At 41.4% G+C, this 24,923-nt stretch carries 27 protein-coding genes and 2 pseudogenes; 16 read left to right on the top strand and 13 right to left on the bottom strand.

Annotated elements, in window-relative coordinates:
• Nucleotides 1-60: 60 nt before the first annotated feature.
• Nucleotides 61-411, top strand: a complete 351-nt coding sequence (locus IQ274_RS04125; RefSeq protein ID WP_194141505.1) for an ArsR/SmtB family transcription factor — start codon at nt 61-63, stop codon at nt 409-411.
• 87 nt (nt 412-498) lie between these two features.
• Here the strand turns inward: IQ274_RS04125 and IQ274_RS04120 are convergent, their stop codons facing one another.
• Together IQ274_RS04120 and IQ274_RS04115 are read right to left on the bottom strand one after the other, a co-directional pair.
• Complete coding sequence (locus tag IQ274_RS04120; RefSeq protein ID WP_194141504.1) at nt 499-735, bottom strand: hypothetical protein; 237 nt, start codon at nt 733-735, stop codon at nt 499-501.
• Nucleotides 736-782: 47 nt separating this feature from the next.
• On the bottom strand, nt 783-2,003 hold the full coding sequence (locus IQ274_RS04115) for a glycosyltransferase (RefSeq protein ID WP_194141503.1): 1,221 nt from the start codon (nt 2,001-2,003) through the stop codon (nt 783-785).
• A gap of 120 nt (nt 2,004-2,123) precedes the next feature.
• Between IQ274_RS04115 and shc the strand changes: the two genes are divergently transcribed.
• Nucleotides 2,124-4,034, top strand: coding sequence for a squalene--hopene cyclase (gene shc, locus IQ274_RS04110; protein ID WP_194141502.1), 1,911 nt, complete (start codon nt 2,124-2,126; stop codon nt 4,032-4,034).
• 98 nt (nt 4,035-4,132) lie between these two features.
• Here the strand turns inward: shc and IQ274_RS04105 are convergent, their stop codons facing one another.
• From IQ274_RS04105 to IQ274_RS37220, 5 genes are all read right to left on the bottom strand, one after another.
• The gene (locus IQ274_RS04105; protein WP_228058023.1) at nt 4,133-4,324 is read right to left on the bottom strand and encodes a hypothetical protein; all 192 of its coding nucleotides are present in this window, start codon (nt 4,322-4,324) and stop codon (nt 4,133-4,135) included.
• Nucleotides 4,325-4,590: 266 nt separating this feature from the next.
• On the bottom strand, nt 4,591-5,040 hold the full coding sequence (locus tag IQ274_RS04100; protein WP_194141501.1) for an orange carotenoid protein N-terminal domain-containing protein: 450 nt from the start codon (nt 5,038-5,040) through the stop codon (nt 4,591-4,593).
• Between the two features lie 909 nt (nt 5,041-5,949).
• Nucleotides 5,950-6,441 carry an orange carotenoid protein N-terminal domain-containing protein gene (locus IQ274_RS04095; protein ID WP_163927512.1) on the bottom strand — a complete coding sequence of 164 codons (492 nt, stop codon included), beginning with the start codon at nt 6,439-6,441 and terminating at the stop codon, nt 5,950-5,952.
• A gap of 516 nt (nt 6,442-6,957) precedes the next feature.
• Nucleotides 6,958-7,356: a DUF6335 family protein gene (locus IQ274_RS04090; protein WP_163927511.1), complete on the bottom strand. Its 399-nt coding sequence runs from the start codon at nt 7,354-7,356 to the stop codon at nt 6,958-6,960.
• A 115-nt stretch (nt 7,357-7,471) separates the two neighbouring features.
• Nucleotides 7,472-7,594, bottom strand: coding sequence for a hypothetical protein (locus tag IQ274_RS37220; RefSeq protein WP_265578510.1), 123 nt, complete (start codon nt 7,592-7,594; stop codon nt 7,472-7,474).
• A 123-nt stretch (nt 7,595-7,717) separates the two neighbouring features.
• Here IQ274_RS37220 and IQ274_RS04085 point away from each other — a divergent pair, with 123 nt between their 5' ends.
• The 7 genes and pseudogenes from IQ274_RS04085 to IQ274_RS04055 all read left to right on the top strand — a co-directional run.
• Nucleotides 7,718-8,119 carry a DUF2267 domain-containing protein gene (locus IQ274_RS04085; RefSeq protein WP_163927510.1) on the top strand — a complete coding sequence of 134 codons (402 nt, stop codon included), beginning with the start codon at nt 7,718-7,720 and terminating at the stop codon, nt 8,117-8,119.
• Between the two features lie 105 nt (nt 8,120-8,224).
• Nucleotides 8,225-9,322 (top strand): DJ-1/PfpI/YhbO family deglycase/protease, encoded by a 1,098-nt coding sequence (locus IQ274_RS04080; protein WP_163927509.1) that lies wholly within the window; start codon nt 8,225-8,227, stop codon nt 9,320-9,322.
• A gap of 108 nt (nt 9,323-9,430) precedes the next feature.
• Nucleotides 9,431-10,129 carry an SRPBCC family protein gene (locus IQ274_RS04075; protein WP_194141500.1) on the top strand — a complete coding sequence of 233 codons (699 nt, stop codon included), beginning with the start codon at nt 9,431-9,433 and terminating at the stop codon, nt 10,127-10,129.
• Nucleotides 10,130-10,504: 375 nt separating this feature from the next.
• Complete coding sequence (locus tag IQ274_RS04070) at nt 10,505-10,897, top strand: hypothetical protein (protein ID WP_194141499.1); 393 nt, start codon at nt 10,505-10,507, stop codon at nt 10,895-10,897.
• Nucleotides 10,898-11,060: 163 nt separating this feature from the next.
• On the top strand, nt 11,061-12,230 hold the full coding sequence (locus IQ274_RS04065) for a zinc-dependent alcohol dehydrogenase (protein ID WP_163927507.1): 1,170 nt from the start codon (nt 11,061-11,063) through the stop codon (nt 12,228-12,230).
• A 7-nt stretch (nt 12,231-12,237) separates the two neighbouring features.
• Nucleotides 12,238-12,579 (top strand): cupin domain-containing protein, encoded by a 342-nt coding sequence (locus IQ274_RS04060; protein ID WP_163927506.1) that lies wholly within the window; start codon nt 12,238-12,240, stop codon nt 12,577-12,579.
• A gap of 316 nt (nt 12,580-12,895) precedes the next feature.
• Nucleotides 12,896-13,099: pseudogene (locus IQ274_RS04055) on the top strand (NADPH-quinone oxidoreductase); the annotation flags it as partial.
• On the opposite strand, the gene IQ274_RS04050 reads toward IQ274_RS04055, so the two are convergent.
• Nucleotides 13,085-13,414 (bottom strand): DNA-directed RNA polymerase II, encoded by a 330-nt coding sequence (locus IQ274_RS04050; RefSeq protein WP_194141498.1) that lies wholly within the window; start codon nt 13,412-13,414, stop codon nt 13,085-13,087. The pseudogene IQ274_RS04055 and the gene IQ274_RS04050 overlap by 15 nt on opposite strands.
• Before the next feature lie 90 nt (nt 13,415-13,504).
• Entirely contained in the window at nt 13,505-14,740 is a 1,236-nt protein-coding gene (locus tag IQ274_RS04045; protein WP_194141497.1) for an aminotransferase class I/II-fold pyridoxal phosphate-dependent enzyme, read from the bottom strand.
• Nucleotides 14,741-14,830: 90 nt separating this feature from the next.
• On the opposite strand from IQ274_RS04045, the gene IQ274_RS04040 reads away from it, so the two are divergent.
• The 6 genes from IQ274_RS04040 to IQ274_RS04015 all read left to right on the top strand — a co-directional run bounded on the left by IQ274_RS04040 (nt 14,831) and on the right by IQ274_RS04015 (nt 21,484).
• Nucleotides 14,831-15,652, top strand: a complete 822-nt coding sequence (locus IQ274_RS04040) for an acyl-CoA desaturase (protein WP_194141496.1) — start codon at nt 14,831-14,833, stop codon at nt 15,650-15,652.
• Nucleotides 15,653-15,994: 342 nt separating this feature from the next.
• A complete protein-coding gene (locus IQ274_RS04035; protein WP_163927504.1) occupies nt 15,995-17,047 on the top strand; it encodes a fatty acid desaturase in 1,053 nt (350 codons plus the stop codon).
• 197 nt (nt 17,048-17,244) lie between these two features.
• Nucleotides 17,245-18,324: a fatty acid desaturase gene (locus IQ274_RS04030; protein WP_194141495.1), complete on the top strand. Its 1,080-nt coding sequence runs from the start codon at nt 17,245-17,247 to the stop codon at nt 18,322-18,324.
• 579 nt (nt 18,325-18,903) lie between these two features.
• Nucleotides 18,904-19,599, top strand: coding sequence for an NYN domain-containing protein (locus IQ274_RS04025; protein WP_163927502.1), 696 nt, complete (start codon nt 18,904-18,906; stop codon nt 19,597-19,599).
• Nucleotides 19,600-19,679: 80 nt separating this feature from the next.
• Entirely contained in the window at nt 19,680-20,390 is a 711-nt protein-coding gene (locus tag IQ274_RS04020) for a response regulator (RefSeq protein WP_163927501.1), read from the top strand.
• A gap of 5 nt (nt 20,391-20,395) precedes the next feature.
• Nucleotides 20,396-21,484 carry a sensor histidine kinase gene (locus IQ274_RS04015; protein ID WP_194141494.1) on the top strand — a complete coding sequence of 363 codons (1,089 nt, stop codon included), beginning with the start codon at nt 20,396-20,398 and terminating at the stop codon, nt 21,482-21,484.
• A gap of 298 nt (nt 21,485-21,782) precedes the next feature.
• Here the strand turns inward: IQ274_RS04015 and IQ274_RS04010 are convergent.
• Nucleotides 21,783-22,118: pseudogene (locus IQ274_RS04010) on the bottom strand (O-methyltransferase); the annotation flags it as partial.
• A gap of 43 nt (nt 22,119-22,161) precedes the next feature.
• Nucleotides 22,162-22,287, bottom strand: coding sequence for a hypothetical protein (locus IQ274_RS37215; protein ID WP_265578509.1), 126 nt, complete (start codon nt 22,285-22,287; stop codon nt 22,162-22,164).
• 928 nt (nt 22,288-23,215) lie between these two features.
• Here IQ274_RS37215 and IQ274_RS04000 point away from each other — a divergent pair.
• The gene (locus tag IQ274_RS04000) at nt 23,216-23,410 is read left to right on the top strand and encodes a hypothetical protein (RefSeq protein WP_114084331.1); all 195 of its coding nucleotides are present in this window, start codon (nt 23,216-23,218) and stop codon (nt 23,408-23,410) included.
• 19 nt (nt 23,411-23,429) lie between these two features.
• Here IQ274_RS04000 and IQ274_RS03995 read toward each other — a convergent pair whose 3' ends face one another.
• Nucleotides 23,430-24,128 carry a LapA family protein gene (locus IQ274_RS03995; RefSeq protein ID WP_163927498.1) on the bottom strand — a complete coding sequence of 233 codons (699 nt, stop codon included), beginning with the start codon at nt 24,126-24,128 and terminating at the stop codon, nt 23,430-23,432.
• Nucleotides 24,129-24,301: 173 nt separating this feature from the next.
• Entirely contained in the window at nt 24,302-24,922 is a 621-nt protein-coding gene (locus IQ274_RS03990) for a flavin prenyltransferase UbiX (RefSeq protein WP_163927497.1), read from the bottom strand.
• Between the last annotated feature and the right edge of the window lies 1 nt (nt 24,923).

The raw sequence follows: 24,923 nt of genomic DNA, 5'->3' as shown, positions 1-24,923 counted from the left end.
TCTATAATTCGATAATATCGAATAATAAAAATATATGCCACTTGATGAGATAATGCAACTATGAGATTTCTTTATCATCCAGATAGAAAAAATATTTCTTTACCGGGAGTGCTGTATGCATTGGGCGATCCAGTGCGGCTAGAGATTGTGCGACTACTAGCGACTGAGGGAGAACAATGCTGTGCCAAGTTTGATTTTGCGATCGCAAAGTCTACAATGTCCAATCATTTTAAGATTTTGCGGGAGTCTGGGATAGTCTTTACACGTAAAGAAGGGACACATCACATCAATATACTGCGGCGTGAAGATTTAGAGATGCTGTTTCCAGGGTTGCTGGATGCAGTATTGAAAGCGGCTCAACCATTGCCTGTTAGTCTTGCGAGTGATAAACAAACAGCTTCAAGGATTTAGGAATGGGGAATGGGGCGATCGCTATTTTGTCAGCATCTAAGGATTCAAGAACTGTGAGAATTTTATTATGGTGTTCAAATCTGGAGGTCATAAATAAACTTGCAACCAGGATTTATAGTGTTTGGCAAGTTCCTTAAGAAAATTAAGTTCTTCACCTTCAAGATTATTAAATAGGTTGTGATATTTCCAGCCACGCTCGTAGCGACTCAACATTTCTTCTGGAGTAAAGCCATAGACATCGGCTGTCTGCCAACAAATTGACTCCAGAAAAGGCAGCTTTTTAGGGACAATAACAGGATTATTTGTTGGTATTGCGGTTGTCATAATTCTTTTAATCAACCACTGTCGGCTTACTTCAATTTTATCCCCAATTATAAATTATCCGAACTAGGATAAACTCTTCCTTTCCAAGCGCCGCCACGCCCTTGCCAGTGACGTAGTGCTGAGTCTAAAGTCATCAGGGTATAGAGAAAAGCGATCGCAGGCAAGCTTAACGCGAACCACGGAGAACATTTATAAAAGCGGATTGTTGGGTAGTAAGCGAAAGTCATCAATAGCCATCCTAATAAACCCGTAAGTGCGATCGCCCAATTGCCCCAAACTGCACCTAGAATTACACACACAGGTGGAACTAGATAAATCAAAGGCATTCCCACCAAGGTCCCCAAGAGTAGTAATGGCGAATAATTAAGTTGAGTATAGGCAGTACGAGCAACCATATCCCAAATTGTCGCCAGCGAGTCATAAGGGCGCAAACTACGAGTCAAGCGACTCAATCCTAACCAGATACGCCCTTGACTAAGCATTGGGTTATTCTCCCTGTCCCCTTGTCCCCCACTCTTCTTAACAGCTTGAGCTAGGGCGCAATCGTCAATTAAAGCTTGGCGAATGACTTGAATACCCCCGATTCGCTCTAAAGCTTCACGGGCAATCAGAATAGAACCTCCAGCTGCGGCTGCCGTGGGATTGTTGGGATTATTCACCCACCGAAAAGGATAGAGTTTTTGGAAGAAAAAGACGAAAGCCGGAATCAAAAGTTTTTCCCAAAAGCTCTCACATCTAAGTCGCACCATTACCGAAACCAAGTCTAAATCTTCTTGAACAGCTTTTGCAACGAGTCGGCGAAGATTACTAGGATCGTGTTCGATATCTGCGTCGGTCAGTAAAAAATAGTCAGGTGCGAATTTACTAGCGCTCTTTATACCTTGCTCAACTGCCCAAAGTTTACCCGACCAACCAGCAGGCAGAGGTTCGCCTGAGATAATATGCAATTGCTGGGGTTTACCTACAGCGTGTGCAACCCCTTCGGCAAAATTTGCTGTCCGGTCTGTGCTGCGATCGTCTACCAAAAACACGTTGAAAGAACCAGGATAATCTTGGAGTAGGAGCGATCGCAAGCTAGTTGGGATGAACTCAGCTTCGTTACGCGCTGGAACCACAGCACAAACAACAGGTAACGATTGTAGAGACCTTGTATGCAACGTCTCTACCTCTAATTGCTGGTCTGTCCGCCAAAATTGCCCCCAAAAACACAGTAATCCTAACCAAATTGTCAATGATAACAGCGTCAATCCTAATACAATTACACCCATGACCTATTGCAAATTCTCAGTGACTCAGACACAATACTATGTCTACCAATAAAGAAAAAATTTTTTCATAGTATTACCGTATTTATAGCTAGTGTTGAGTGTGAGGTTAGATAGGATTTGATGCAAACACAAGACAGGGTAAAAGTCAATCAAATTGCAGAAGCGATCGCAGCCAGCCAAAAATATTTACTTTCGATTCAAAATCCAGCAGGCTACTGGTGGGCAGAGTTAGAATCTAATGTCACCATCACTGCTGAAACCGTCCTTTTGCATAAGATTTGGGGAACAGACGAAACCAGACCTTTACACAAAGTTGAAGCATATCTGCGTCAAGAGCAACGACAGCATGGCGGCTGGGAACTTTATTACGGTGATGGCGGAGAACTTAGCACTTCAGTTGAAGCTTACATGGCGCTGAGACTGCTAGGTGTCCCAGCAAAAGATCCGGCGATGATTCGGGCGAAAGCTTTTATTCTCAAACGGGGTGGTATCAGCAAAACTCGGATTTTTACCAAGTTGCACTTAGCCTTGATTGGCTGCTACAACTGGCGCGGTATTCCCTCGCTACCGCCTTGGATAATGTTATTGCCAAAAGCATTTCCAGTTAATATCTACGAAATGTCTAGCTGGGCACGTTCCAGTACAGTACCATTACTGGTTGTATGCGATCGCAAACCTGTTTTTATCACCAACCCAACTATCAACCTAGATGAGCTATACGCTGAAGGTGTTGATCGAGTCCGGTGGGAATTACCCCAAAGTGGTGATTGGACTGATTTATTCCTCACCCTCGACCAAGGATTCAAATGGGCAGAAAGCCTGAATTTAGTCCCCTTCCGCGAAGAAGGTATCAAAGCCGCCGAAAAATGGATTTTAGAACGGCAAGAAGCGACAGGCGACTGGGGTGGCATTATTCCGGCGATGTTGAATTCAATGCTAGCTTTGCGCTGTCTCAATTATGACCGCAGCGATCCGATTGTGGAAAGAGGTTTGCAAGCAATTGATAACTTTGCCATTGAAACAGAGAATAGTTACCGAGTTCAACCTTGTGTTTCACCTGTTTGGGATACAGCTTGGGCGATGCGTGCTTTGGTAGAATCTGGCTTTGCACCCGATCATCCAGTTGTGGTAAAGGCTGGGGAATGGTTGTTGCAAAAACAAATTTTAGATTATGGAGATTGGGCTGTAAAAAATCGCCAAGGAAAACCAGGCGCTTGGGCGTTTGAGTTTGACAATCGGTTTTATCCCGATGTAGACGACTCGGCGGTGGTGGTGATGGCTTTACATTTGGTGAAACTCCCTAATGAAAAAATCAAGCAGGCTGCGATCGCACGGGCGGTAAACTGGATTGCATCTATGCAATGTAAACCAGGCGGGTGGGCTGCCTTTGATTTGGATAACGATCAAGATTGGCTGAACTCCATCCCTTATGGCGACTTGAAAGCGATGATTGATCCAAACACCGCAGATGTTACGGCTAGAGTCGTAGAAATGCTTGGTGCTTGTGATTTGTCAATTGATAGTGATAATTTAGAGCGATCGCTAACTTATCTTTTACGCGAACAAGAAAGCGAAGGCTGTTGGTTTGGTCGTTGGGGTGTAAATTATATCTACGGCACTAGTGGCGTTTTGTCAGCCTTGGCGTTAATTGATCCTCAAAGGCATAAACTTAGTATAGAACGGGGAGCAGCTTGGTTATTGGGGTGTCAAAACCCAGATGGGGGTTGGGGTGAGACTTGTCGCAGCTATGATGACCCCAGTCTCAAAGGAAAAGGAAATAGTACTGCATCTCAAACCGCTTGGGCTTTAATTGGCCTCTTGGCAGCAGGTGAAGCAACTGGGAAATTTGCTCTTGAGGCTATTGAGCAAGGAATTGGCTATTTAGTTGCAACTCAAAAATCTGATGGTACTTGGTTTGAGGCGGACTTTACAGGGACTGGATTCCCTTGCCATTTTTATCTCAAATATCACTTGTATCAACAATACTTTCCTTTAATCGCGTTAGGTCGCTATCAAGCGGTTTTGCGATAGTGGAAGGACGTAGGGGAGGCGAGTAATACTCAAAGCCTCTCTCTGCTCCGGCTACGGTGTACACACAAGTTTTTTAAAGGTAAGCTTCATCCATGAGTTCAAACGATAGCGCTGAAATTAGCACACCTGCACCAAAAGCCATCACTGCGGCGTAGACGCGTCAGCGGCTTGTCGCTAGACATCGCTCGTTGAGGAATTTTGGCATAGTAACCCACTGCGGAACCTAACAGCAGCGCTGAACCGCCAACTAAACCCCAAAAACCCGCTTGTAAGCAGAGCGGAAACATCACATATCCTCACCCAGACATCCAAGAAAAAGACACCATAAGAATTAACTTACAGCTATTTTCAAGGCAATTCATGAATTGCACCTACCGCGTGTAGTTTTGCGTAAGTTCTAGTAAATAAACCACTCAGTAGGGGCACAGCATTGCTGTGCCCTTCCTTGCCTCAAATGTGCTTCAAATACATAAAACTGCTGTAAAAACAGAAGTTTTCCCAACTTTTAAACCTAAAGTGAGCCTATGCCCCACCTTTAATTCTTAACTCAAAACTGTTACAGTACTCGCTTGAAGAAAGTCACTAAATCTTCAATGTTCGGTGTGTGAAGTAAATCCACTACTTCGGTAGCTTTTTCAGAAGGTATATAGTCATTTGGTACACCGATGATTGAAGTTCCCAAGTTTTGGGCTAATTGATACCAAAAACCTAATTTATCATCAGCGTTCATTAAAGCGTACTCTTCAGTAGGAATTGCTGTTTCTCTTACTTCATCTTTGTTTAGCAACTGACGCAAAGCAAATAACTGTTCCGCCTGTGGCAGCTTTTGAATTTGTGCAACTAAATTTGCAGTGTTTTCATTTGGTACATTATTGAGACAGAGCGACGGAATTTCATCACAAATTTCAGTATAAAGTAAGGCTAAGACAGTCAAGCGATCGTCTGCATCCAAACGCTGAAATTTTGATACGCTTTGTTCTAAAAAGTTGACGTTTGTAGAAGTCATAAGCACCTCAAAGTAATTAACTACTTAATTAACTCAAAATTTTTAAGTGAAAATTATAATTTTGCTTGGAACCAGTTAGACTATGGCTTTACTAATTAACGTAACTAGGAAAGATTTTTTAATTTTAGTAAGTCTCTTCTGTCGCTAACAATTTTCGTCAGGCAAATAGCTACAAATTTACGTATCTTCGCTATTTTTGTTACTTAAAATTGTCGGAGTTTCGTTAGCAATATATCTCTTCTATTAGTCGGTGTTGTATCATAGGTTAAGTATTAAATAGCTTTGAAAATTGTTTAAAGATCGCCTCTATTTTAACCTTTAAAAGCTGAAACATATAGCTTTCATCAATTAATATCTTTATCAGCTATAACAGCTAATGGTAAATTAGTTACATTTTTATGTTTATCATATATGTAATTTGGTATAAGATATAAAAAACTCATTAAATCTCCAGTGTAAAAAATTGAATTGTCTATCTTAATATCTGTATTAATCTTAAGCTTGTAATTTGAGATAAAAAACTATAAAAAGATAGAGCTTAATATAAAAAAAGCATATTTAAACCAACCAAAAGACAGATTAATTCAAATATAATTACTTTTAATATATTGAGTACAAAACAAAGGGCGTTAGGACTGTAGGGTGCAACTGACCTCATGAAATAAATGCTCACAGGGTAAGATTTTTATTTTTACTCTGTGTTTATTTCTCAAAAAAAAATGAAACCACCAGTCATCAAAATTTAAATTTATATTAAGCGACTGGCGGATATAAAAAACTTTAAGAAGAGAGGTATAGATAGATGCTTATACAGGACTTTGCAAGTAAATAAACTTGCTATAACAACCATCTTATCCTCATTTAGAGGCTAAATAGATAACCTCAAGCAGCCTAAAAAGTTAAAAAGTGCTAAATTTCAGCACCTGCTTTTGCTTCAGCACCCATTGGCGACACATAATCACGGAAAAGAGTGATCTGTTGCTCAAAGCCTAATCCTTGAATTCTACCAAACAACGCTTTAGATTCTGAGGGTAGTTGATAATCAGACGGTACAGGAATGATAGTACCATTGTCGATACCTTGAGATAATCGATACCAAAATAGTAGCTTGGTAGTATCACCCAAAGAACCATATTCACGAGAAATTTGGGTATCTACTTTATTAATCAAGTCACGCTGAACTTGTAATTGTTGTTCGTGAGATAATTCCTTAACTTGATTAAACAAACCTTCCGCGATTTCTGGAGAAACAGTACTGGCCCCAGGAGCAGCTGGTGTAATTGAGCCACCCATTTCTTTGTAAATGAACCAAAACAAAGCCAGTTGTTGATCCACATCCAACTTTTGCCAAGCTTGAACATGTTCCCGAATAGTTGGATCGCTAGTTTGTGTGTATGTCATTATGAACTCCAATTGCAATTTATTCAGTGCTGTTAGTAAAGGTATCAAATATACATTTAACGTTTTACCCTACTGAAGACATAGGTATTAAAATCAGAAAGAAGAATAATTATAAACAAAACATAAATCGGGGAAAGTATAGTCTCACTTTAGAAAGAAGAATTAAACTTAGATGTAAATGCAATATAAAACTCATATTTGATCTCTGAAAACATTCAATCCAACTCAAATAAACTTCTTGCCCATTGCCTCATAAGCAAATAATTATGTCTACGCCACGTTGCGCGAACAGAAATCAAAGCGGATTGCTATATCAAAAGCTAAAATAATGCTGAGGAAAGGCAAAGTAAAAACTTGGCAATTTCAATGCTGCCAAATTGAGAGACTTTCAGGAAATATTTCGATAGATAGATGATTAGTTTTGTTGTGACAGTGCTTTTCTAAGCACTGTCCAATTTAACCACATCAAATTTGTGAATTCACAGTAGGAACACGGCTTCTGATTTTTTATGAAGCTTATTCTCCCCGCTCTTGATAATCTTCAGAAGACTTTGGATCTAACTCCCAGCGATCGCCATCACGATCCTCTAAAATATCATTGGTATGCAGAAACTCAGAATCAGCCATTTCTAGCCCTACTGCCGCTTCTAGCTCCTCAGTTACATTTTTATCAGGAGTTGCAGTGCTACCACCAACAGCTTCATCCCCAACTGCATCTGCATCTTGCCAATAAGCATCAACATCCCCACCAGTGAGTTCAGGACTAGTTTCTGTATACTCACGTCTTTCTTCTCTAATTGAGCGCCCACCAATATTGTATCCTGGCAACTCTTTCACACCAGTACCATAGGATTCGGTAATTTCCTGTGGCAAATCATTGGTTTGAATTTCGTCATTATGATTTTTTTCTGCCATGATACTAGCCTTTTTTCTGCATTCTCACAATAACGTTTTCCTGTCACGAAGTTATCTTACTAGAGATGTATAGCTTTAGAAATAAAAGAATCTATCCCCTTAGTACGAAGCTAAACTAGCGATCGCACCATACCATTGGAATTATGAAATCATGGTCAAGCAACTTGTAGTTGAAGTTTTTAGCTATGAGTGAAAATTTGTCAAACCGAAATAATTCAGTAGCCCATTTTTCACTCATAACTATTTTTTTATTAATAGGAAGAATAAGAAGTTGTTCCATTTTAATTTTAGACTAATGCTTTTAACTACCTGAATGCTAAATAAGAAAACATTCAAGAATTTTGGGAAGCGGAGGTAGACAGTGGAATACAACGAATTCATTACACATGTACAAAGCCTTGCCCAATCAGATTCTCGTGAAGAAGCAGAACGTGCTACCCGTGCCACACTAGAAACTCTCAAAGAACGGATAGCAGGTGATGACGCGGAAGAAATAGCTAAAAATTTGCCTCCACAACTAGGCAATTATTTGCGAGGCAGAGAAGGAGATAGTGTTCAATCCTTTAACTTGCAGGAATTTATCGCTCGTGCAAGCCAAAAAGAAAACATCGAACCAACAACTGCTGCAATTCATGTTCGGGCTGTATTTGCTGTATTGCAAAATGCTATTAGCCCAGAAAAATTTGCTGCACTTCACGCCTATTTCTCTCACGATTATGAAGAACTATTTGCTATTTCATCAACAGGTGAAGTAACTGCATAATAGGCAATCAAAAAAAATCAAGTTCACAATTCAGGATTTTCAACTTTCCTAATTGATCAATATTGTAGCTAGTTAAATACTAGAAAGAAACAGGTAATAATATCTATGACTGACCATAACAATCATTCCGGGAAGAAAAAAGTTGCTATCCTTATTGAACAGGCAGTAGAGGATGCAGAATTTACAGTTCCTTATAACGGACTAAAACAAGCTGGAATAGAGGTAGTAGTCCTTGGTTCCAGAATGAATGAAAAATATAAGGGTAAACGCGGCAAACTTAGTATCCAAGCTGATGGTACTACAACAGAAGCGATCGCAGCCCAATTCGATGCGGTGATAATTCCTGGTGGGATGGCTCCCGACAGAATGCGGCGCAACATCAACACAGTACGCTTTGTCCAAGAAGCTATACAACAAGGAAAACTAGTCGCTGCGGTTTGCCACGGGCCACAAGTTTTAATTGAAAGCGACTTGCTCAAAGGTAAACAAGCCACTGGTTTTATTGCTATTGCCAAGGACATGATTAACGCTGGCGCAAATTATCTAGATGAGCCGGTGGTAGTTGACGGGAATTTGATTACATCTCGTGAACCTGGAGACCTGCCGATTTTTACCACAGCTATTTTGAGCCGTTTGGGTTATGGTGGCAAAGATGCTGCACTACCAAATGAGAAAGACACAAGTGCTGAATGGTGGAAGCTAGCTGATGCTTGGGGTGGCTCAACTAAAGGTGATATCACCAGAGGTTTAAATAATGCCCTTGCTGGTGAGCGTTATTCGCTAGAAGCATTTGAGAAATATTTGGAAAAAGAATCAGATAGGGAAGTCAACTCAGTCTTTGAAGAAATAATTGCAAATAAACAGCGCCATATTCAAAAGCTAGAAACTTATATTCATCATCTGGGCGAAAAACCCTCTTTGGGAGCAAATATTGCTAATCAGTATGCCAAGGTAAAAACTGCCTTTACAGGAAGTGATGACATATATCAGTTACGTTCTGCTTTAGGTGATGTCCAAACTGGTATCGGCGATATTGGCAATTTGTCTGCAATGTTCACTGACCCAGTAGCAACTGCTATTTTCAAAGAAATTTATCACGATTTATTGAAATACGAACAGCGATTAGTAGACCTGTATCGGGCGCGGATAGGTAATCAGATTCAGGCTCCTAAGCCGACTACAGGCGCGGCAGTGTCAATGTAAGTTTTTTGAACTTAGACGGCTATCGCAGAGGCGCAAATAACACAGAGATAGGAACAAGAGGATATTTGCGCCTCTATAGATAATTACTGTGATGGAGATATAAAACAAGTGACTTCAACATCAGGTGATAAATTAAGTACCAGCCAGACTGAAGCTAGTGAAGTAGAGCGTTGGGCATCTCTTATCGGTGGTGGTGCTATGGTGCTGATGGGTTTAAGGCAAGGTTCATTGCGGGGAGCGCTGACGGCTTTAGCCGGTGGTGGTTTGATTTATCAAGGTGCAACCAAGCAAAGCACAATTCAGCAAGCACAAGAAGCAATTGGTATCAACCAACCCATCAAAGTTGAAAAGACGGTAACAATTAACAAATCGGCAGAAGAATTGTATAGCTTTTGGCACAACTTTGAGAATCTGCCCACATTTATGAAGCATCTCAAATCTGTCAATGTGTACAACGAAAAACGTTCTCACTGGATTGCCAATGCACCTTTGGGGAAGAGCGTGGAATGGGATGCAGATATTCTCGAAGATCGGGAAAATGAATTTATTTCTTGGGCTTCTGTAGAAGGTGCAGACGTTGATAATTCTGGTTTTGTTCGCTTCAAAAAAGCACCAGGCGATCGCGGCACGGAAGTTAAGGTTGTTTTGGAATATAATCCACCCGGTGGAGCATTGGGAGCTACCGTAGCTAAACTTTTTGGTGAAGAACCAGAACAACAAATTGGTGATGAATTGCGCCGCTTCAAGATGCTAATGGAAACAGGCGAAATCGCCACCACCGAAGGTCAACCTTCTGGACACAAGTAGTTCAGTTAGTTGTCATTTGTCATTTGCCTAAGCGAATCACTAATGATTAATGACTATGAAAAGTCTGCTGGAACGGTAGTAATGATGTAGGGGTAAAGACATGATTAGTGCCTACATAATGGGAGCCGAAAAAGCAATCGCTTTCCCTAACGCCTGAAAATAATGGCGAAAAAGTTTGCCAACCAAAAAGTTAATACTGGCAAAGCGTTGAAAGAGATGACTGGTGGTCGTGATCTTAGAATAAACATCCTACGTCCATCATATTTTTCAACAAAGAAAAGGATAACTACATGAAAGTTGTTCTTAAAGCTGAATGCTGAATAGTTATTCAGTCTTTTGAATTATCCACCTAACATAATGCAATTGAGGTTTTTTATGAGTCGAGTAATTTCAGCGCTACGAAATATTCGTATTTCCCAAATTTTTGTAGTTTTTCTGGTAGGATTTATGTTTTTATTGGGTCAGGCTTTTAGCTACGTTAATGTAGCACAAGCTGATACTGTTAAAACTCCAGAGGGTATTTATTACAAAGGAACACCCGATCAAGGTGAAATTAGAAATGATACCCAATCAAGAAACGATACCCAAATAAGAAACGCTCAAAATCCATTAAAAAGCGCTGCTGATAATATCCGGGAAAAGTTAAATTTGGATGAGGAAACTCCAAGAGCCACAAAAGAGTTTTTTGATCCTGCAAAAAACCAAGCCGGAGATAAAGAAGGTTATTACCAAAATCCTGCTAGCAAACAACTAAGAGATAGAAGCTAGATTGGTAACAAATTTTGAGTCTAATTGTTTGACTCATATATTGCCGCATAAGCTTTGATCTGTTACCGAGACGCGATCATGATCGCGTCTCCCAATCGGTTAATCTGACGTGTTTTATCTTGATATTAACGTGACAGAAATTATCACTAAGGACTAAATAATTATGAAGGCAGTTTGCTGGCATGGAGTAAACGATGTGCGGGTGGAAACAGTTCCCGACCCCAAAATTCTTAACCCACGCGATGCCATTATTAAAATTACATCTACGGCAATTTGTGGTTCTGATTTGCATCTTTACAACGGCTACATCCCCACAATGGAAAAGGGCGATATCCTTGGTCATGAATTCATGGGGGAAGTTGTAGAACTTGGAAGTGCAGTTAAAAATGTGAACATAGGCGATCGCGTGGTTGTTCCTTTCACTATCTCCTGCGGTAACTGCTTTTTTTGCAATCGGGATTTATCGTCACTATGCGACAACTCTAACCCCAACGCTTGGATGGTAGAAAAGCAAATGGGGCATTCACCATCAGGTCTATTTGGCTACTCTCATTTATTCGGCGGTTATGCAGGTGGTCAAGCAGAGTATGCACGAGTGCCATTTGCAGACGTGGGTTTGTTTAAAATTCCTGATGGTTTGACGGATGAGCAAGTGCTATTTTTAACAGATATATTCCCCACTGGGTATATGGCTGCTGAAAACTGCAACATTCAACCCGGTGATATTGTCGCTATTTGGGGTTGTGGCCCAGTCGGACAATTTGCTATTCAAAGCGCATATCTTCTTGGTGCAGAACGTGTGATTGCCATTGACCGCGTTCCCGAACGTCTACAAATGGCTAAAGAATATGGTAAAGCTGAAATCCTTAACTACGAAGAAGTGGATGTTGGCGAAGCACTCAATGAAATGACTGGGGGTCGTGGCCCTGATGCTTGCATTGATGCAGTGGGAATGGAAGCACACGGTACAGATTTCATGGCGTTATACGACCAAGTAAAGCAAGCAGTACGTCTAGAAACAGACCGTCCAACGGCATTACGGCAAGTAATTGTGTCTTGTCGTAAGGGTGGTCATGTATCAATTCCAGGGGTTTATGGTGGCTTTGTAGATAAAGTGCCGTTGGGTGCTGCCATGAATAAAGGTCTAACTTTAAAAATGGGACAAACCCATGTCCATAAGTATTTACGACCCTTGCTAGAACACGTTCAAAATGGTGAAATCGATCCAACCTTTGTCATCACCCACCGATTACCTCTAGAACAAGCGCCCCACGGCTACGAAATTTTTAAAGACAAGAAAGATAACTGCATCAAAGTTGTACTCAAACCCTAAGGTGATTATGAGCGACACCAGCGTTAAAAAAATAGATTCTACCCATTCCCCTAAAGGTAAACTCGGTCAGAAGTATCTTGCTTCTGGTAAATCTCTTTCGATGCGTCTTTGGGAAGACGAACAACCAAGCGAAGACAAAGAACCAAGTTCGCGCGACTATGAAACAGTTGGTTATGTAATTAATGGTCGGGCCGAATTACACATTGAAGGGCAAATGATTTTGCTAGAGCCTGGGAGTTCTTGGGTTGTGCCCAAAGGAGCCAGGCACACATACAAAATCTTGGAACCATTCACGGCTGTTGAAGCAACGAGTCCACCGGCTCAAGTCCACGGACGAGATGAAAATTAAATTGGTTCGATTCGAGCGCACCTCTTTGATTGAGCGTACAAAAACTATCGCTGGCTAATCATTAGCATAGAGTTGCATTCACATCTGAATAAGACTTGATTCCCCCAATTCTCCTTGCAAGGAGAATTGGGGGGATTTTTGATGAACATACATCAGCTAGGTAGTACTCATTTGGTAGTTTGATAGATTAGGAACGTGAAAGTAGTAAGAGCGATGCTAGAAACGAAATCCTTATCTGTTGACTTCTCCAAAGAAAAGGAAGATGGGTATAAACGAATTTTTTGCAGTTGCCACTTCTTACCAGTTTGAGTGCAAATACGCTCGTGTAGAAAGTGGTAAAGGTGAATTGGGAATTTATCTAATTGGCGATGATCATGTCTTCCCCTGGCGATGGAAAATTCGTTCCGCCGATTTCAATAACTTGCAAGTATTACCCGAAATCTTACGTGGCGTGAAGGTTGCCGATCTTGTTGTAGTATTGGGTAGTATCGATATCATTATGGGATCAGTAGATCGGTAGTATAGCAAATGCGTAGGCGTAGCCAGCCGTAGGTATCGCCGAATTAACAAATGCGATCGCCGAATTAACAAATGCGATCGCCGAATTAACAAATGCGATCGCCGAATTAACAAATGCGATCGCCAAATCAACAAATGCGATCGCCAAATCAACAAATGCGTTCGCCAAATCAACAAATGCGATCGCCAAATCAACAAATGCGTTCGCCAAATCAACAAATGCGTTCGCCAAATCAACAAATGCGTTCGCCAAAGTAACAAATGCGTTCGCCAAATCAACAAATGCGATCGCCAAATCAACAAATGCGTTCGCCAAAGTAACAAATGCGTTCGCCAAAGTAACAAATGCGATCGCCTTTGACTAATTTCTCAATAAACCTGATGCCTTGCGGAATATATGCTGTAATCAATCACCAGCATTTCCTATTGCATTAATCGCAGCCTCTAGTGCGATCGCTACATGAGTCCAATGAGTTCCCCCCTGGCAATAAACCACATAAGGTTCACGCAAAGGCCCATCAGCTGATAATTCCAAAGTACTCCCTTCAATAAATGTTCCCCCAGCCATCACTACCTTGCTTTCATACCCCGGCATTTCATCTGGAATAGGATCTAAGTAAGAACCGATGGGAGAATGCTGTTGTATAGCTTTACAGAAAGCAATTAGCTTTTCGGCAGAACCAAGTTTAATCGCCTGAATCACATCACCCCGAGGAGCGAGGGGTGCAGGATTCACCGGATAACCGAGTTTATCAAATACATAACCAGTCAGATAAGTCCCTTTCATCGCCTCTCCGACCATTTGCGGCGCTAGAAATAAGCCTTGGAATAACAAACGATTTTGGTCAAAAGTAGCACCGCCATAACTACCAATACCAGGAGCAGTGAGGCGACAGGCAGATGCTTCCACTAAGTCGGCGCGACCAGCGACATAACCGCCAGCGCTGACAATGGTGCCACCAGGATTTTTAATCAGTGACCCCGCCATTAAATCAGCACCTACGGCTGTAGGTTCCTTTGTTTCAATAAATTCGCCGTAGCAGTTATCCACAAAGCAAACAGTGTTCGGATTCTGTTGTTTGACTAAGTGGACAATTTTTTCAATATCAGCAATTGATAAACTAGGTCGCCAAGAATAGCCACATGAGCGCTGAATTAACACTAAACGAGTGTTTTCAGCCACATTAGTACTTAAAGCTTGCCAATCTATAGTTCCTTCGGTGGTTAGCTCCAATTGGCGGTAATTTATGCCAAACTCGATAAGGGAGCCTTGACCTTTACCTCGTAAACCAATGACTTCTTCAAGCGTATCGTAGGGAGAACCGACCACTGCTAACATCTCATCTCCAGGACGGAGAACACCAAACAAAGCACAGGCGATCGCATGAGTTCCCGAAACGAACTGCACCCGCACGGCCGCAGCTTCAGCACCCATAACTTCGGCAAAAACTTTATCTAAAGTTTCTCGTCCTAAATCATCGTGACCATAGCCACTTACACCAGCAAAATGGTGTGCGCCCACACGGTGATTACGAAAAGCATCCAGCACTCGTTTTAGATTATGCTTGACCTGAGTGTCAATTCCAGAAAAAATTTCTAATAGTGCCTGTTCTGCTTGCCGCAGCTGTTCTAAGCTGTTCATCAGTTCCTCGTTCAAAAAAAATTAAATTATAGATATGCGGATTTTAAGATCGCACATACTAGGCGGGAAAATTCAAATTCAGGTTATCGCATGACAATTGCTACCTCAACCAAACCTAAAATTAACTGGGTTAATACCCTGTTTTTCATTGGACTGCACATCGGCGCTTTATTTGCTTTTGTTCCTGGTAACTTTAGCTGGACAGCAGTTGGTGTGGGTTTCTTGCTGTACTGGGTGACTGGCGGTTTAGGCGTTACTCTAGGATTTCACCGCCTTGTAACCCACCGCAGTTTTCAAACTCCCAAGTGGCTAGAGTATCTCCTGGTTTTTTTCGGGACACTCTCCTGTCAAGGAGGCCCAATTGAGTGGATCGGGACACATCGAATTCATCATTTAAACTCTGATACTGACACCGATCCCCATGATTCTAATAAAGGCTTCTGGTGGAGCCACATGGGTTGGCTGACTCATTATTGTCCAGCTCACGCTGATGTTCCTCGCTTCACCAAAGATATTGCAGAAGACCCAGTTTATCAGTTTTTAGAAAAATATTTCATTTTGATCCAGGTTGCTCTAGGTGTATTACTTTTGCTCCTAGGTGGCTGGCCTTTCGTTATCTGGGGAATTTTTGTTCGCATTGTCTGGGTTTATCACTGCACTTGGTTGGTGAACAGCGCTACTCATAAGTTTGGCTATCAGAGCTATGATTCTGGTGATCAATCAACTAATTGCTGGTGGGTAGCCGTACTAGTTTTCGGTGAAGGCTGGCATAATAACCATCATGCCTTTCAATACTCAGCTCGTCATGGGCTGGAATGGTGGGAAATCGATTTAACCTGGATGACTGTTCAATTGCTACAGGCGGTTGGTCTGGCTACTAATGTAAAGTTGGCCCCAGCAAAAAGTAGTTAGGAGTAGAGACGCGATTAATCGCGTCTCTACAGGAGTTAGGAATTACGTTCAATGTGAATCAGGCTTGAGAATTTTTATTTTGCCGTCGATTTATCAAACCCCGATTTTGGGTAGACACAGAAATCCTTATGCCACAAGAAGCATTTCTAATTCACATCCGGCGTGAGTTGAGAATCTAAACTCCTAACTCATCACTCCTAACTACTAACTTTTGAAAAGTCTATTTACGGGTGCGCTTGTGTCTGTTAGGTTGCTATAATCCGAAGCGCTAATGTGAAGAATTTTTGCGGCAAGTTACTTTTTTGTGACTTGGTGTAGGAGTTTGTTGTTTTTCAGGTGTTCATGACTACATCAATAATTAACAGCCAAAAATTAAGTGACGAGCCTGGTAATTCCGACTTCCGGCTCAAAGATATTATCAAAACCCTGCCACGCGAATGTTTTCAGCAGAACCGTCGCAAAGCTTGGACACAAGTCATACTAAGTGTCTTAGCAGTTGCCTTGGGTTATTACAGCCTGATTATCACTCCTTGGTTTCTTTTGCCCCTAGCCTGGATTTTTACGGGCACTGCTTTAACAGGTTTTTTTGTAATTGGCCATGACTGTGGTCACAGGTCTTTTGCCAAACGTCGTTGGGTAAATGATTTGGTGGGGCATTTCTTCATGATGCCGTTAATTTACCCTTTTCACAGTTGGCGCATTAAGCATAATTATCACCATGCCCATACCAACAAGCTGGATGAGGACAACGCTTGGCATCCAATCAGACCAGAAGTGTTTGAAAATTGGGATACAACTAAGCAGTCTGCTTTTAAGCTGTTTATGCGTAAACGCCTCTGGTGGGTAGGTTCCATTGGGCATTGGGCTGTTGTGCATTTTGATTGGCGGAACTTCAAAACTAAAGACCAATCCAGCATCAAGCTTTCTGTGGCTGTAGTAGTTGTGTTTGCTGCGATCGCTTTCCCGCTTTTGGTCGCCACAACTGGTATCTGGGGATTTGTCAAGTTTTGGCTAGTACCCTGGATGGTTTACCATTTTTGGATGAGTACTTTTACTATTGTTCACCATACTGCCGCAGATGTTCCTTTTGCGACACCAAACAAGTGGAATGAGGCTCTAGCACAGTTATCTGGCACTATTCATTGCGATTATCCGCGTTGGGTAGAAATTCTGTGCCACGATATCAATGTTCATGTACCTCATCATATTTCCACTGCTATCCCTTCTTATAATTTGCGGCTAGCTTACAGCAGCATCAAAGAAAATTGGGGGCCTTATCTCCATGATGAGTGTCAGTTTTCTTGGCCTTTAATGAAGCAGATTACAGACGAGTGTCAACTGTACACAACTGACGTTGGTTATAAGACTTTCAACGAATATTATACAGAGCAATAAATAGCCCTGTGATTACACTCACGCTCTTGAACCAACGAGAGCGTTTATCATGCTGTGTTTTAATAAAATCTGGCAATTGTTTACTGAATAAAATTTTAGATAAATTGCCAGAAATTATCCCTCCTGTGTGTTTGCGATCGCTAGTATCGTGGGCATTCTAATCAAAGTTCTAATTTATATCCAATCAAAAGAATCCAGTGCCATCAAACATCATCACGTTCAACAATCCTCTTGGCTCTGAAAAGTCTGAGGATACGACTAAATTACCTTTCACACTTGGGGATTTAAAAGCTGCAATTCCTTCTGAATGCTTTCAGCCCAATGTGAAAAAATCACTTTTTTACTTCTTTCGTGACATCCTGATTATCGGTCTGCTTTATGCAGTTGCTTCTTACCTGGATTCTTGGCTTTTCTTTCCGATTTTCTGGCTAATGCAAGGAACAATGTTTTGGGCTTTGTTTGTAGTCGGCCATGACTGCGGACACCAATCTTTTTCTAAGCATAAATGGCTCAATGATTTGATTGGACATCTTTCTCACACACCAATACTTGTTCCTTATCATGGTTGGCGGATTAGCCACAGAACCCATCACAAAAATACTGGTAATATCGATAACGATGAAAGCTGGTATCCAGTAAGCGAATCACAATATAAGGAGATGCCTTTAGCACAAAAAATAGGCAGATATTATGTTTTTCTATTGGCCTATCCTGTGTATTTGTTTAAGCGCTCTCCTAATAAAGAAGGCTCCCACTTTTTGCCCGGTAGTTCGCTTTTCAAACCATCGGAAAAATGGGATGTTATTACTAGCACTGTCCTTTTGATTGGGATGATAGGGTTTCTGGGTTTCCTCACCTACCAATGGGGTTGGATGTGGTTGCTGAAATATTACGCTGTCCCCTACCTTGTGTTTATAGTTTGGCTAGATTTAGTGACATTTTTGCACCACACTGAGCCAGAGCTTCCTTGGTATCGTGGAGAAGATTGGACTTTCCTGAAAGGTGCAATTTCTAGTATTGATCGTGATTATGGTTTGGTTAATCATATTCATCACGATATCGGTACTCATGTTGCTCATCATATATTCCTCAACATCCCTCACTACAATTTGTTGAAGGCAACTGAGGCAATCAAACCAGTGATGGGTGAGTATTTCCACAAATCGGAAGAACCAATTTGGAAGTCATTATGGAATTCATGTATCAGCTGTCATTTTGTACCTGATACTGGTAGTCAGGTTTACTACACATCTAATAATAAGTTGGCTAAGGACTAAAACTCAAATTCCCGACTTCTTTAAAGAAGTCGGGAATCTTGTATTGCCATCAGCCTTTTCTGACTATTTAAGCTTGAACATCCCCTCATTTAGATAAAAATTGTCTTTTAAAGATTATCCAAATACCTTAAAAACCTACCTTTTGAGGTGCGTTGGCGTAGCCCGCCGCAGGCATCGCATATTACATTATTAGTCTGCCAGTATTTGAGCGTCCTGAGATTGCGATAACTTTCAACTTCTTGCTGTAAGGTTATTAAAACTCAGAGTTAAAATAAAAATAGATAGATGATGTTTGCGGATTTTTGCCCTAACCTGGTAGTAAGATTTATTTTCTCCAAACTCTTGCTGTCTTGGTGGGTAAAGACTAACATATCTGTGGACAGAAGCAATATATTATCAAACTAACCCTAACAACACTGAAAAACCTTTGGATGTCTACTTTGAATCTGCTTCAGCACCATTTAACTTTATCTGCATGTAGTGATTTAAGACCATTACCTGCTAGGGTTATAAATTAGCACAGACTATACTATAGACAATTTACACAAAAATTTTCCATCTTTAAAATCAGAGGTATCAATGATTATAACTAATTTTAGCAAACAAAGAAATGAATTTAAGGAACCTAAAGTACTCAAAACTAAACCACATTGGCAAGGGCAAAATTTGAGCGATACTACGGTCAAAAGTAAAGAGCCTAAAATACAAGATACTACATCTGATAGTTCAATTGTCAATACCTTAAATCGTGGTCGAGTTGCTATTTTTATTGATGGCTTAAACCTATTTCATACAGCTTTACAACTCGGCATCGAAATTGATTACGTTAAATTGCTTTGTCATTTAACCAATGGTTCAAGACTGTTGCGGGCTTTCTTTTATACTGGGGTTGATAACAGCAATGAAAAGCAACAAGGTTTTTTATTGTGGATGCGTCGTAATGGCTATCGTGTAGTAGCTAAAGATATTATGCAACCAGCAGAGAATTTCAAAAAATCAAATTTGAACGTAGAAATTGCTGTAGATATGATAACTTTAGCTCCTTATTATGATACTGCTGTCTTAGTCAGTGGCGATGGGGACTTAGCTTATGCGGTGAACGCTGTCAGCAGAATGGGGGTTCGGGTGGAAGTGGTGAGTCTACAAAATACTACTAGTGAAAGCTTGATTGATGTTGCTGACTGCTTCATTGACCTAGATAGTATTAAAGCACACATTCAAAAAGATTCTAATCTTGGCTATAGTTATCGCACACCTTCAAATTCAAACCTTTAATCCACTCTGGCGGAAGTTTATCTATTTTGTAACAAGGGGATTTTACCCCTTGTTTGCTCTAAGTCTTGTGATTAATTGAAATGGATATTTTAATAGTTGAAGATGAGCCAGAAATTGCTCATTTAATCCAATTATCTTTAGAAAAAGAAGGATTTTTTTGTCGCATTAGTCGCGATGGGATAAATGCTTTACGAATGTTTCAGGAACAACCACCTGATTTAATCATTCTAGATTTAATGATTCCTGGTTTGGATGGGTTGGAAGTTTGCGCCAGAATTCGCCAGAAACCGGGTACAAAAGATCCTTACATTTTGATGCTCACAGCTAAGGTTGAGGAAATCGATCGCGTGATTGGTCTATCTACTGGCGCTGATGATTACATGGTTAAACCCTTTAGCCCTAGAGAGTTGGTAGCTAGGGTGCGGGCATTATTGCGGCGTAGCCTCCGCCAAGGGGGACAACATCAAGTCAATCGTACCCAACACTTTATCGTCGATGTAGACCAGCGCACTGCCAGCCGTCAGATGAATTCTCAGCAACCGGAAATTTTGGACTTAACTACCCTAGAATTTAATTTGCTAACCACTTTTGTTAGCAATCCTGGTCGAGTTTGGAATCGCACTCAACTAATTGATAAACTTTGGGGAGATAACTTTTTCGGCGATGAACGAGTGGTTGACACTCATGTAGCTAGGTTGCGAAAAAAGATTGAGCCTGATTCGGCAAGTCCTACTTTTATTAAAACTGTTGTGGGAGTGGGCTATAAATTTGAAGATCCTCCGGTAGCGTAAATGTTATGAAGATGGGGCTGAGAACGCGCCTATTTTTCTCCCACTTAGTAGTAATGATTGTGGGGGTAGCTAGTCTGGTGAGCATCAGCAAAATTTCTTCCCCCCGCTTGTTTATCTTGCATTTGGAAGGCTTAGAAAATCAGGGGTTTGACTTAATCGATATCCGTACTGAATTGGTTACAGGGTTTGAACTTGCTTGGCGGCGAAGCACTATTTGGTCAGTTTTAGTCGGCACTACGGCAGCTGGAGGATTGAGTTACTGGGTGTCCAGACGAATTATGCAGCGCTTGACGGAGATGGAACAAATCACCCAGAAATTTGCTGCTGGTCAGATGGATGCACGGCTACCTATGTCTGATATTCCAGAACTGAATGGATTGGGTGCAAGTTTCAATCGGATGGCAGCCAGTTTAGAAGGGGTGGAAGCGCGGCGGCGAGAGGTAATTGGAGATATGACTCATGAATTACGGACACCGTTAACGGTTGTGCGTGGTTACTTAGAAGAACTGGCTGATGGCGAAATTGAAGCGTCTCCTGAAATTTATCGGCGTTTAGCTAAAGAAACTAGGCGCTTAGAGCGGCTGGTGAACGATTTGCAAGAACTGTCTAAGGCAGAAGCTGGTTATTTGCCAATTAATATACAACGGGTAAATCTGCGTCCGTTGTTAGAGTCATTAGTGGAGAAATTCACCGATCAATTGTTGGAAGATGGGCCAGTTTTGCTCTTACAATGTCCATCTGTGCTACCTCTTGTATTGGCAGATATTGACCGCACAGAACAGGTTTTGGTTAATCTGCTTGGTAATGCGGTGCGTTACACTAGCGAAGGTTCAATTACCATTCGTGTTGGGGCTGAAGCATCTCAACTTTGGATTGCGGTTGTAGATACAGGTATTGGTATCGCTCCAGAAAATTTGCCTAATGTGTTTGAGCGTTTCTGGCGAGCCGACCAATCGCGCGATCGCCATTCGGGAGGTACTGGTATTGGTTTAACTATTTCCCGTCGTTTGATTGAACTACAAGGCGGTCAGATTCAGGTAGAAAGCGAGTTGGGAGTTGGCAGTACGTTTCGGTTTTTTCTGCCTTTGGCTTAAGTTGAGCCAAAACCCTTGACATACAAGGCATCGACACAGGTTAGTCACGGCTGTGTCATACCCAATTGCTAATTTGAAAGTATCTAACCAAAATCTTGTTTTTTGATGGGTGTCGAGATTTTGGAATTGTGTGGAATATAACGTTAATTTGGCATTTGGGTAGAATTCTATATGTCTACTTTTTTTTTGGCTGCTTTTTTGGTTAGTCTATTAAGTGTTTCGGGTTACGCTGCGATCGCCTACCTGTTCCCTCAAAATCGTTCCCAAGACTGACCAAATAACAATATTTTGCTATTTTTCAGTTTACTATTGCGATCGCAAAGCCGTCGTATCCTTTGCTGCCCACGGTCTGGATTGCCGTAGCGCTGACGCGTGGCTCAGAGGCAAGCAATTCGTTGAAGCTACGCACACCCTGAACGCTAGGATCGCTGCTGGTAGCATCAATTACTGCTCCGTTACGCACGACATTATCGGCAACGATCAGGCTACCGGGACGGGAAAGCTTGAGTGCCCATTTGAAGTAATCGGGATTGTTTGGCTTGTCGGCATCAATAAAGATCAGGTCAAATGGACTGTTACTCTCCGCAGCAATCTGGGGGAGCGTAGAGAGTGCTTGTCCAAGGCGTAGGTCAAGTCGCTTCTCTACGAGACGCTGCGCAAACGCTCCAAATTAAAAATTAAAAATTATTAATTAAAAATTGCAAGACGCGACGCTCCTGGGTCGCTAACGCTTCGCTATCGTGGACTCGCTTGCCGCCGGCGCTATCAGTGGGAGCTTGTACCCCAAATAAACTACAGTCCATTGCTCTTGAATCATAGATTCTCACTTTTTACCTCATCTATAAAATCCTGCGCGATCTTCTCCCAAAGAGAGAGGCTTTGCCAACGCGGAGCGTCTTTCCCATGAGCAACTGCCAAAGGACACAAATAAAGAAATTTTGGCGCAGTCTCACAAAAAAATAGTATCAATATCCGACTCGAGCAGCCCCTAATCAGCCATTCATTAGCAGAGTATAGGAAAGAGAGGCTCCCTAATAGTGATTCTAATCAATTGCAATCCTTTCTATACCGCTTCCTGAAAGCAGTAGGGTTTTGCTTTAATCCCTAATATAGATTTTGATCAATTGCAATTAGTAACACTTCTTACTTTAACTTTAATGATTTGAAAACCCGTTTTAATCCCTAAAGAGATTCTACTATGTTCGTTTTTAATCCTTAATTCTTTAAATGTTCTTTTATAACCACTTCTCTTTACTCTAAAGTCTACTTATTAATGTATTGAAAGTAACTTCGCAATAGATTAACAATTTTTCAGTAAATTTACCATCAAGAATCAACGATAAATTTCTCAAAAATGTAGTAATTTTCCTGATGTAACCTGGTAATTGCCGTATATAGATCGCTTTCCTTAATGAAAAAATTAACATAGCTTGTTTGAAACTTTATCCAAACAATTTCTGTCTATCTAAATAATCCGAATTTTCACTCTGGTGCATAATTTTAAGTATACAGAATACTGTGTTTCTAATATCACGGTATGGTTAGTCTAAAAATCTAGTTATAACAAGTCCTACTCAATTAAATGTTTCCGAAAAAGGTGTAAATAATGACTAGTATTCTGCGATCGCCCAAAAAAGCTTTGTAAAGAAAGAAGTTTCGACACAAAAACTACTGCATATTTCACCCCAATAAGCCTGAATGAATAAATATAGGATGAATGAGGCGTCAACTATGAATCGAATTCGTGACGTTGTACAAAAAGCTTTAGCAACTGGCTATTTGACAGTGGAAGCTGAAAATCAACTACGACAACTGTTGACTACTCCGTATGACTTGGAAGATTTAAATGCTTTCATGGCTTTGCAGGAAGCTGCCATGACTGGTAAGGTCAAGCAGGAGTCTAGAGAGAGGTGTGGCATCAAGTAGAGACTTAACCTACTATGTCTCACCGACGGGAGCGTTTATCATCATCCTCAAAATCCTCATCATCATCAAAAAATTCCCAATCATCGTCATCCGCTTGATTAGTAGTGGGTGGCTGATAAGGGGGGATGATTACTCGGTAATCGGCATCATAAACGGATTCAGTTTTTCCCACAGCCGTATTTTTTGGCTCACGGTAGCTGTAGGAGTAAACTGAACCAGACTGAGAACTGCTTTTGGCTTCTGATTGACGTTCGTAGATTTTCGAGTCTCTAGCAGGTTGAGCTTGAGGATTAGGGGTAGGCGCTTCCTCGGACTTTTCATCAAAGTTCCAATCATCATCTCTACTGCCATTTGTCTCCCAATCATCAAATTCATCACTAGTAGGCTCTTCTTTTTTACTAGCTGGTGGTGGAGGAGTGGCACGAGATGTAGATTCTTCTCTTTGGGTTGCCTTTGCACGAGGCGAAGTTGTGCTTCGGCGGTCAGGAGTTTGGCGTTGTCCTGCCCCAAAATAATTGGATAAGTTAAATAAGGTAGCAATCAATATAGATGTGAAAGCACCTGCGGTAGTACTGAACAAAATCCATATCGCTAGTGGTAATGGTTGAGTTCGCACGCCCAAAAATACTAGCGATAGGACAGGCGACCAATTTTGAACTAACAACAGCGTTAGTCCTCCCAGTACCGCCACCAATAGAATTAAGCGAATTACAGCCATAGCAATTTTGTCAATAGTCAATTGTCAGTGGTTAGTTGTCAGTGGTCAGTGGTCAGTTATCAGTCTGATTACTCTTCACTAATTACTGTTCACTGACTACTGACACTATCAGCCATCTCTATCATTACCCTTTTAGGACTATTGTGAAATTTCCGATGAGTCCACTAGGGGCGTTAGCGACGACCTTCCCACCTTTGAATTGGGATGCAGTCAATATCTAGTTGATCTAAAGCACGGGCAACTACAAAATCAACTAAATCCTCGATGGTTTGGGGATTATGGTACCAGGCGGGAATAGCGGGGACAATTCTAACTCCAACTTCAGCTAAAGAGGTTAAGTTACGCAGGTGGATGAGGCTAAAAGGCGTTTCACGAGGGACAATGACCAGTTTTCGCCCTTCTTTGAGTTGGACATCTGCTGCCCGTTCTAGTAAATCAGAACTCAAGCCAACCGCTAGCTTTGCTACTGTACTCATGCTGCATGGAATAATTATCATCCCCAAAGTGGCAAAGGAACCACTCGCAATCCCGGCTCCAACATCACCCCAAGGATGGCAACGGAGTTTACCCGAAAGGGCAACTCCAGCTTGCTCTCGCCAAAATTGTTCTTGTTGAATTGGTTCTGGTGGCATCCGAATTTCCTGTTCTGACTGCCAAACCATGTAAGTAGATTTAGAAGCAACCAATTCAATACTATAGTCCGCTTCTAGCAAAAATTTGATGGCGCGAACAGCGTAAATCAGACCAGATGCGCCCGATACGCCTAAAATTAGAGGTTTAGTATTATTTGACACG

Source organism: Nostoc sp. LEGE 12447, from assembly GCF_015206985.1.
GTDB lineage: Bacteria > Cyanobacteriota > Cyanobacteriia > Cyanobacteriales > Nostocaceae > Nostoc.
Note: the sequence above shows the minus strand (reverse complement) of the source record. Positions and strands in the feature narration are given on the sequence as shown.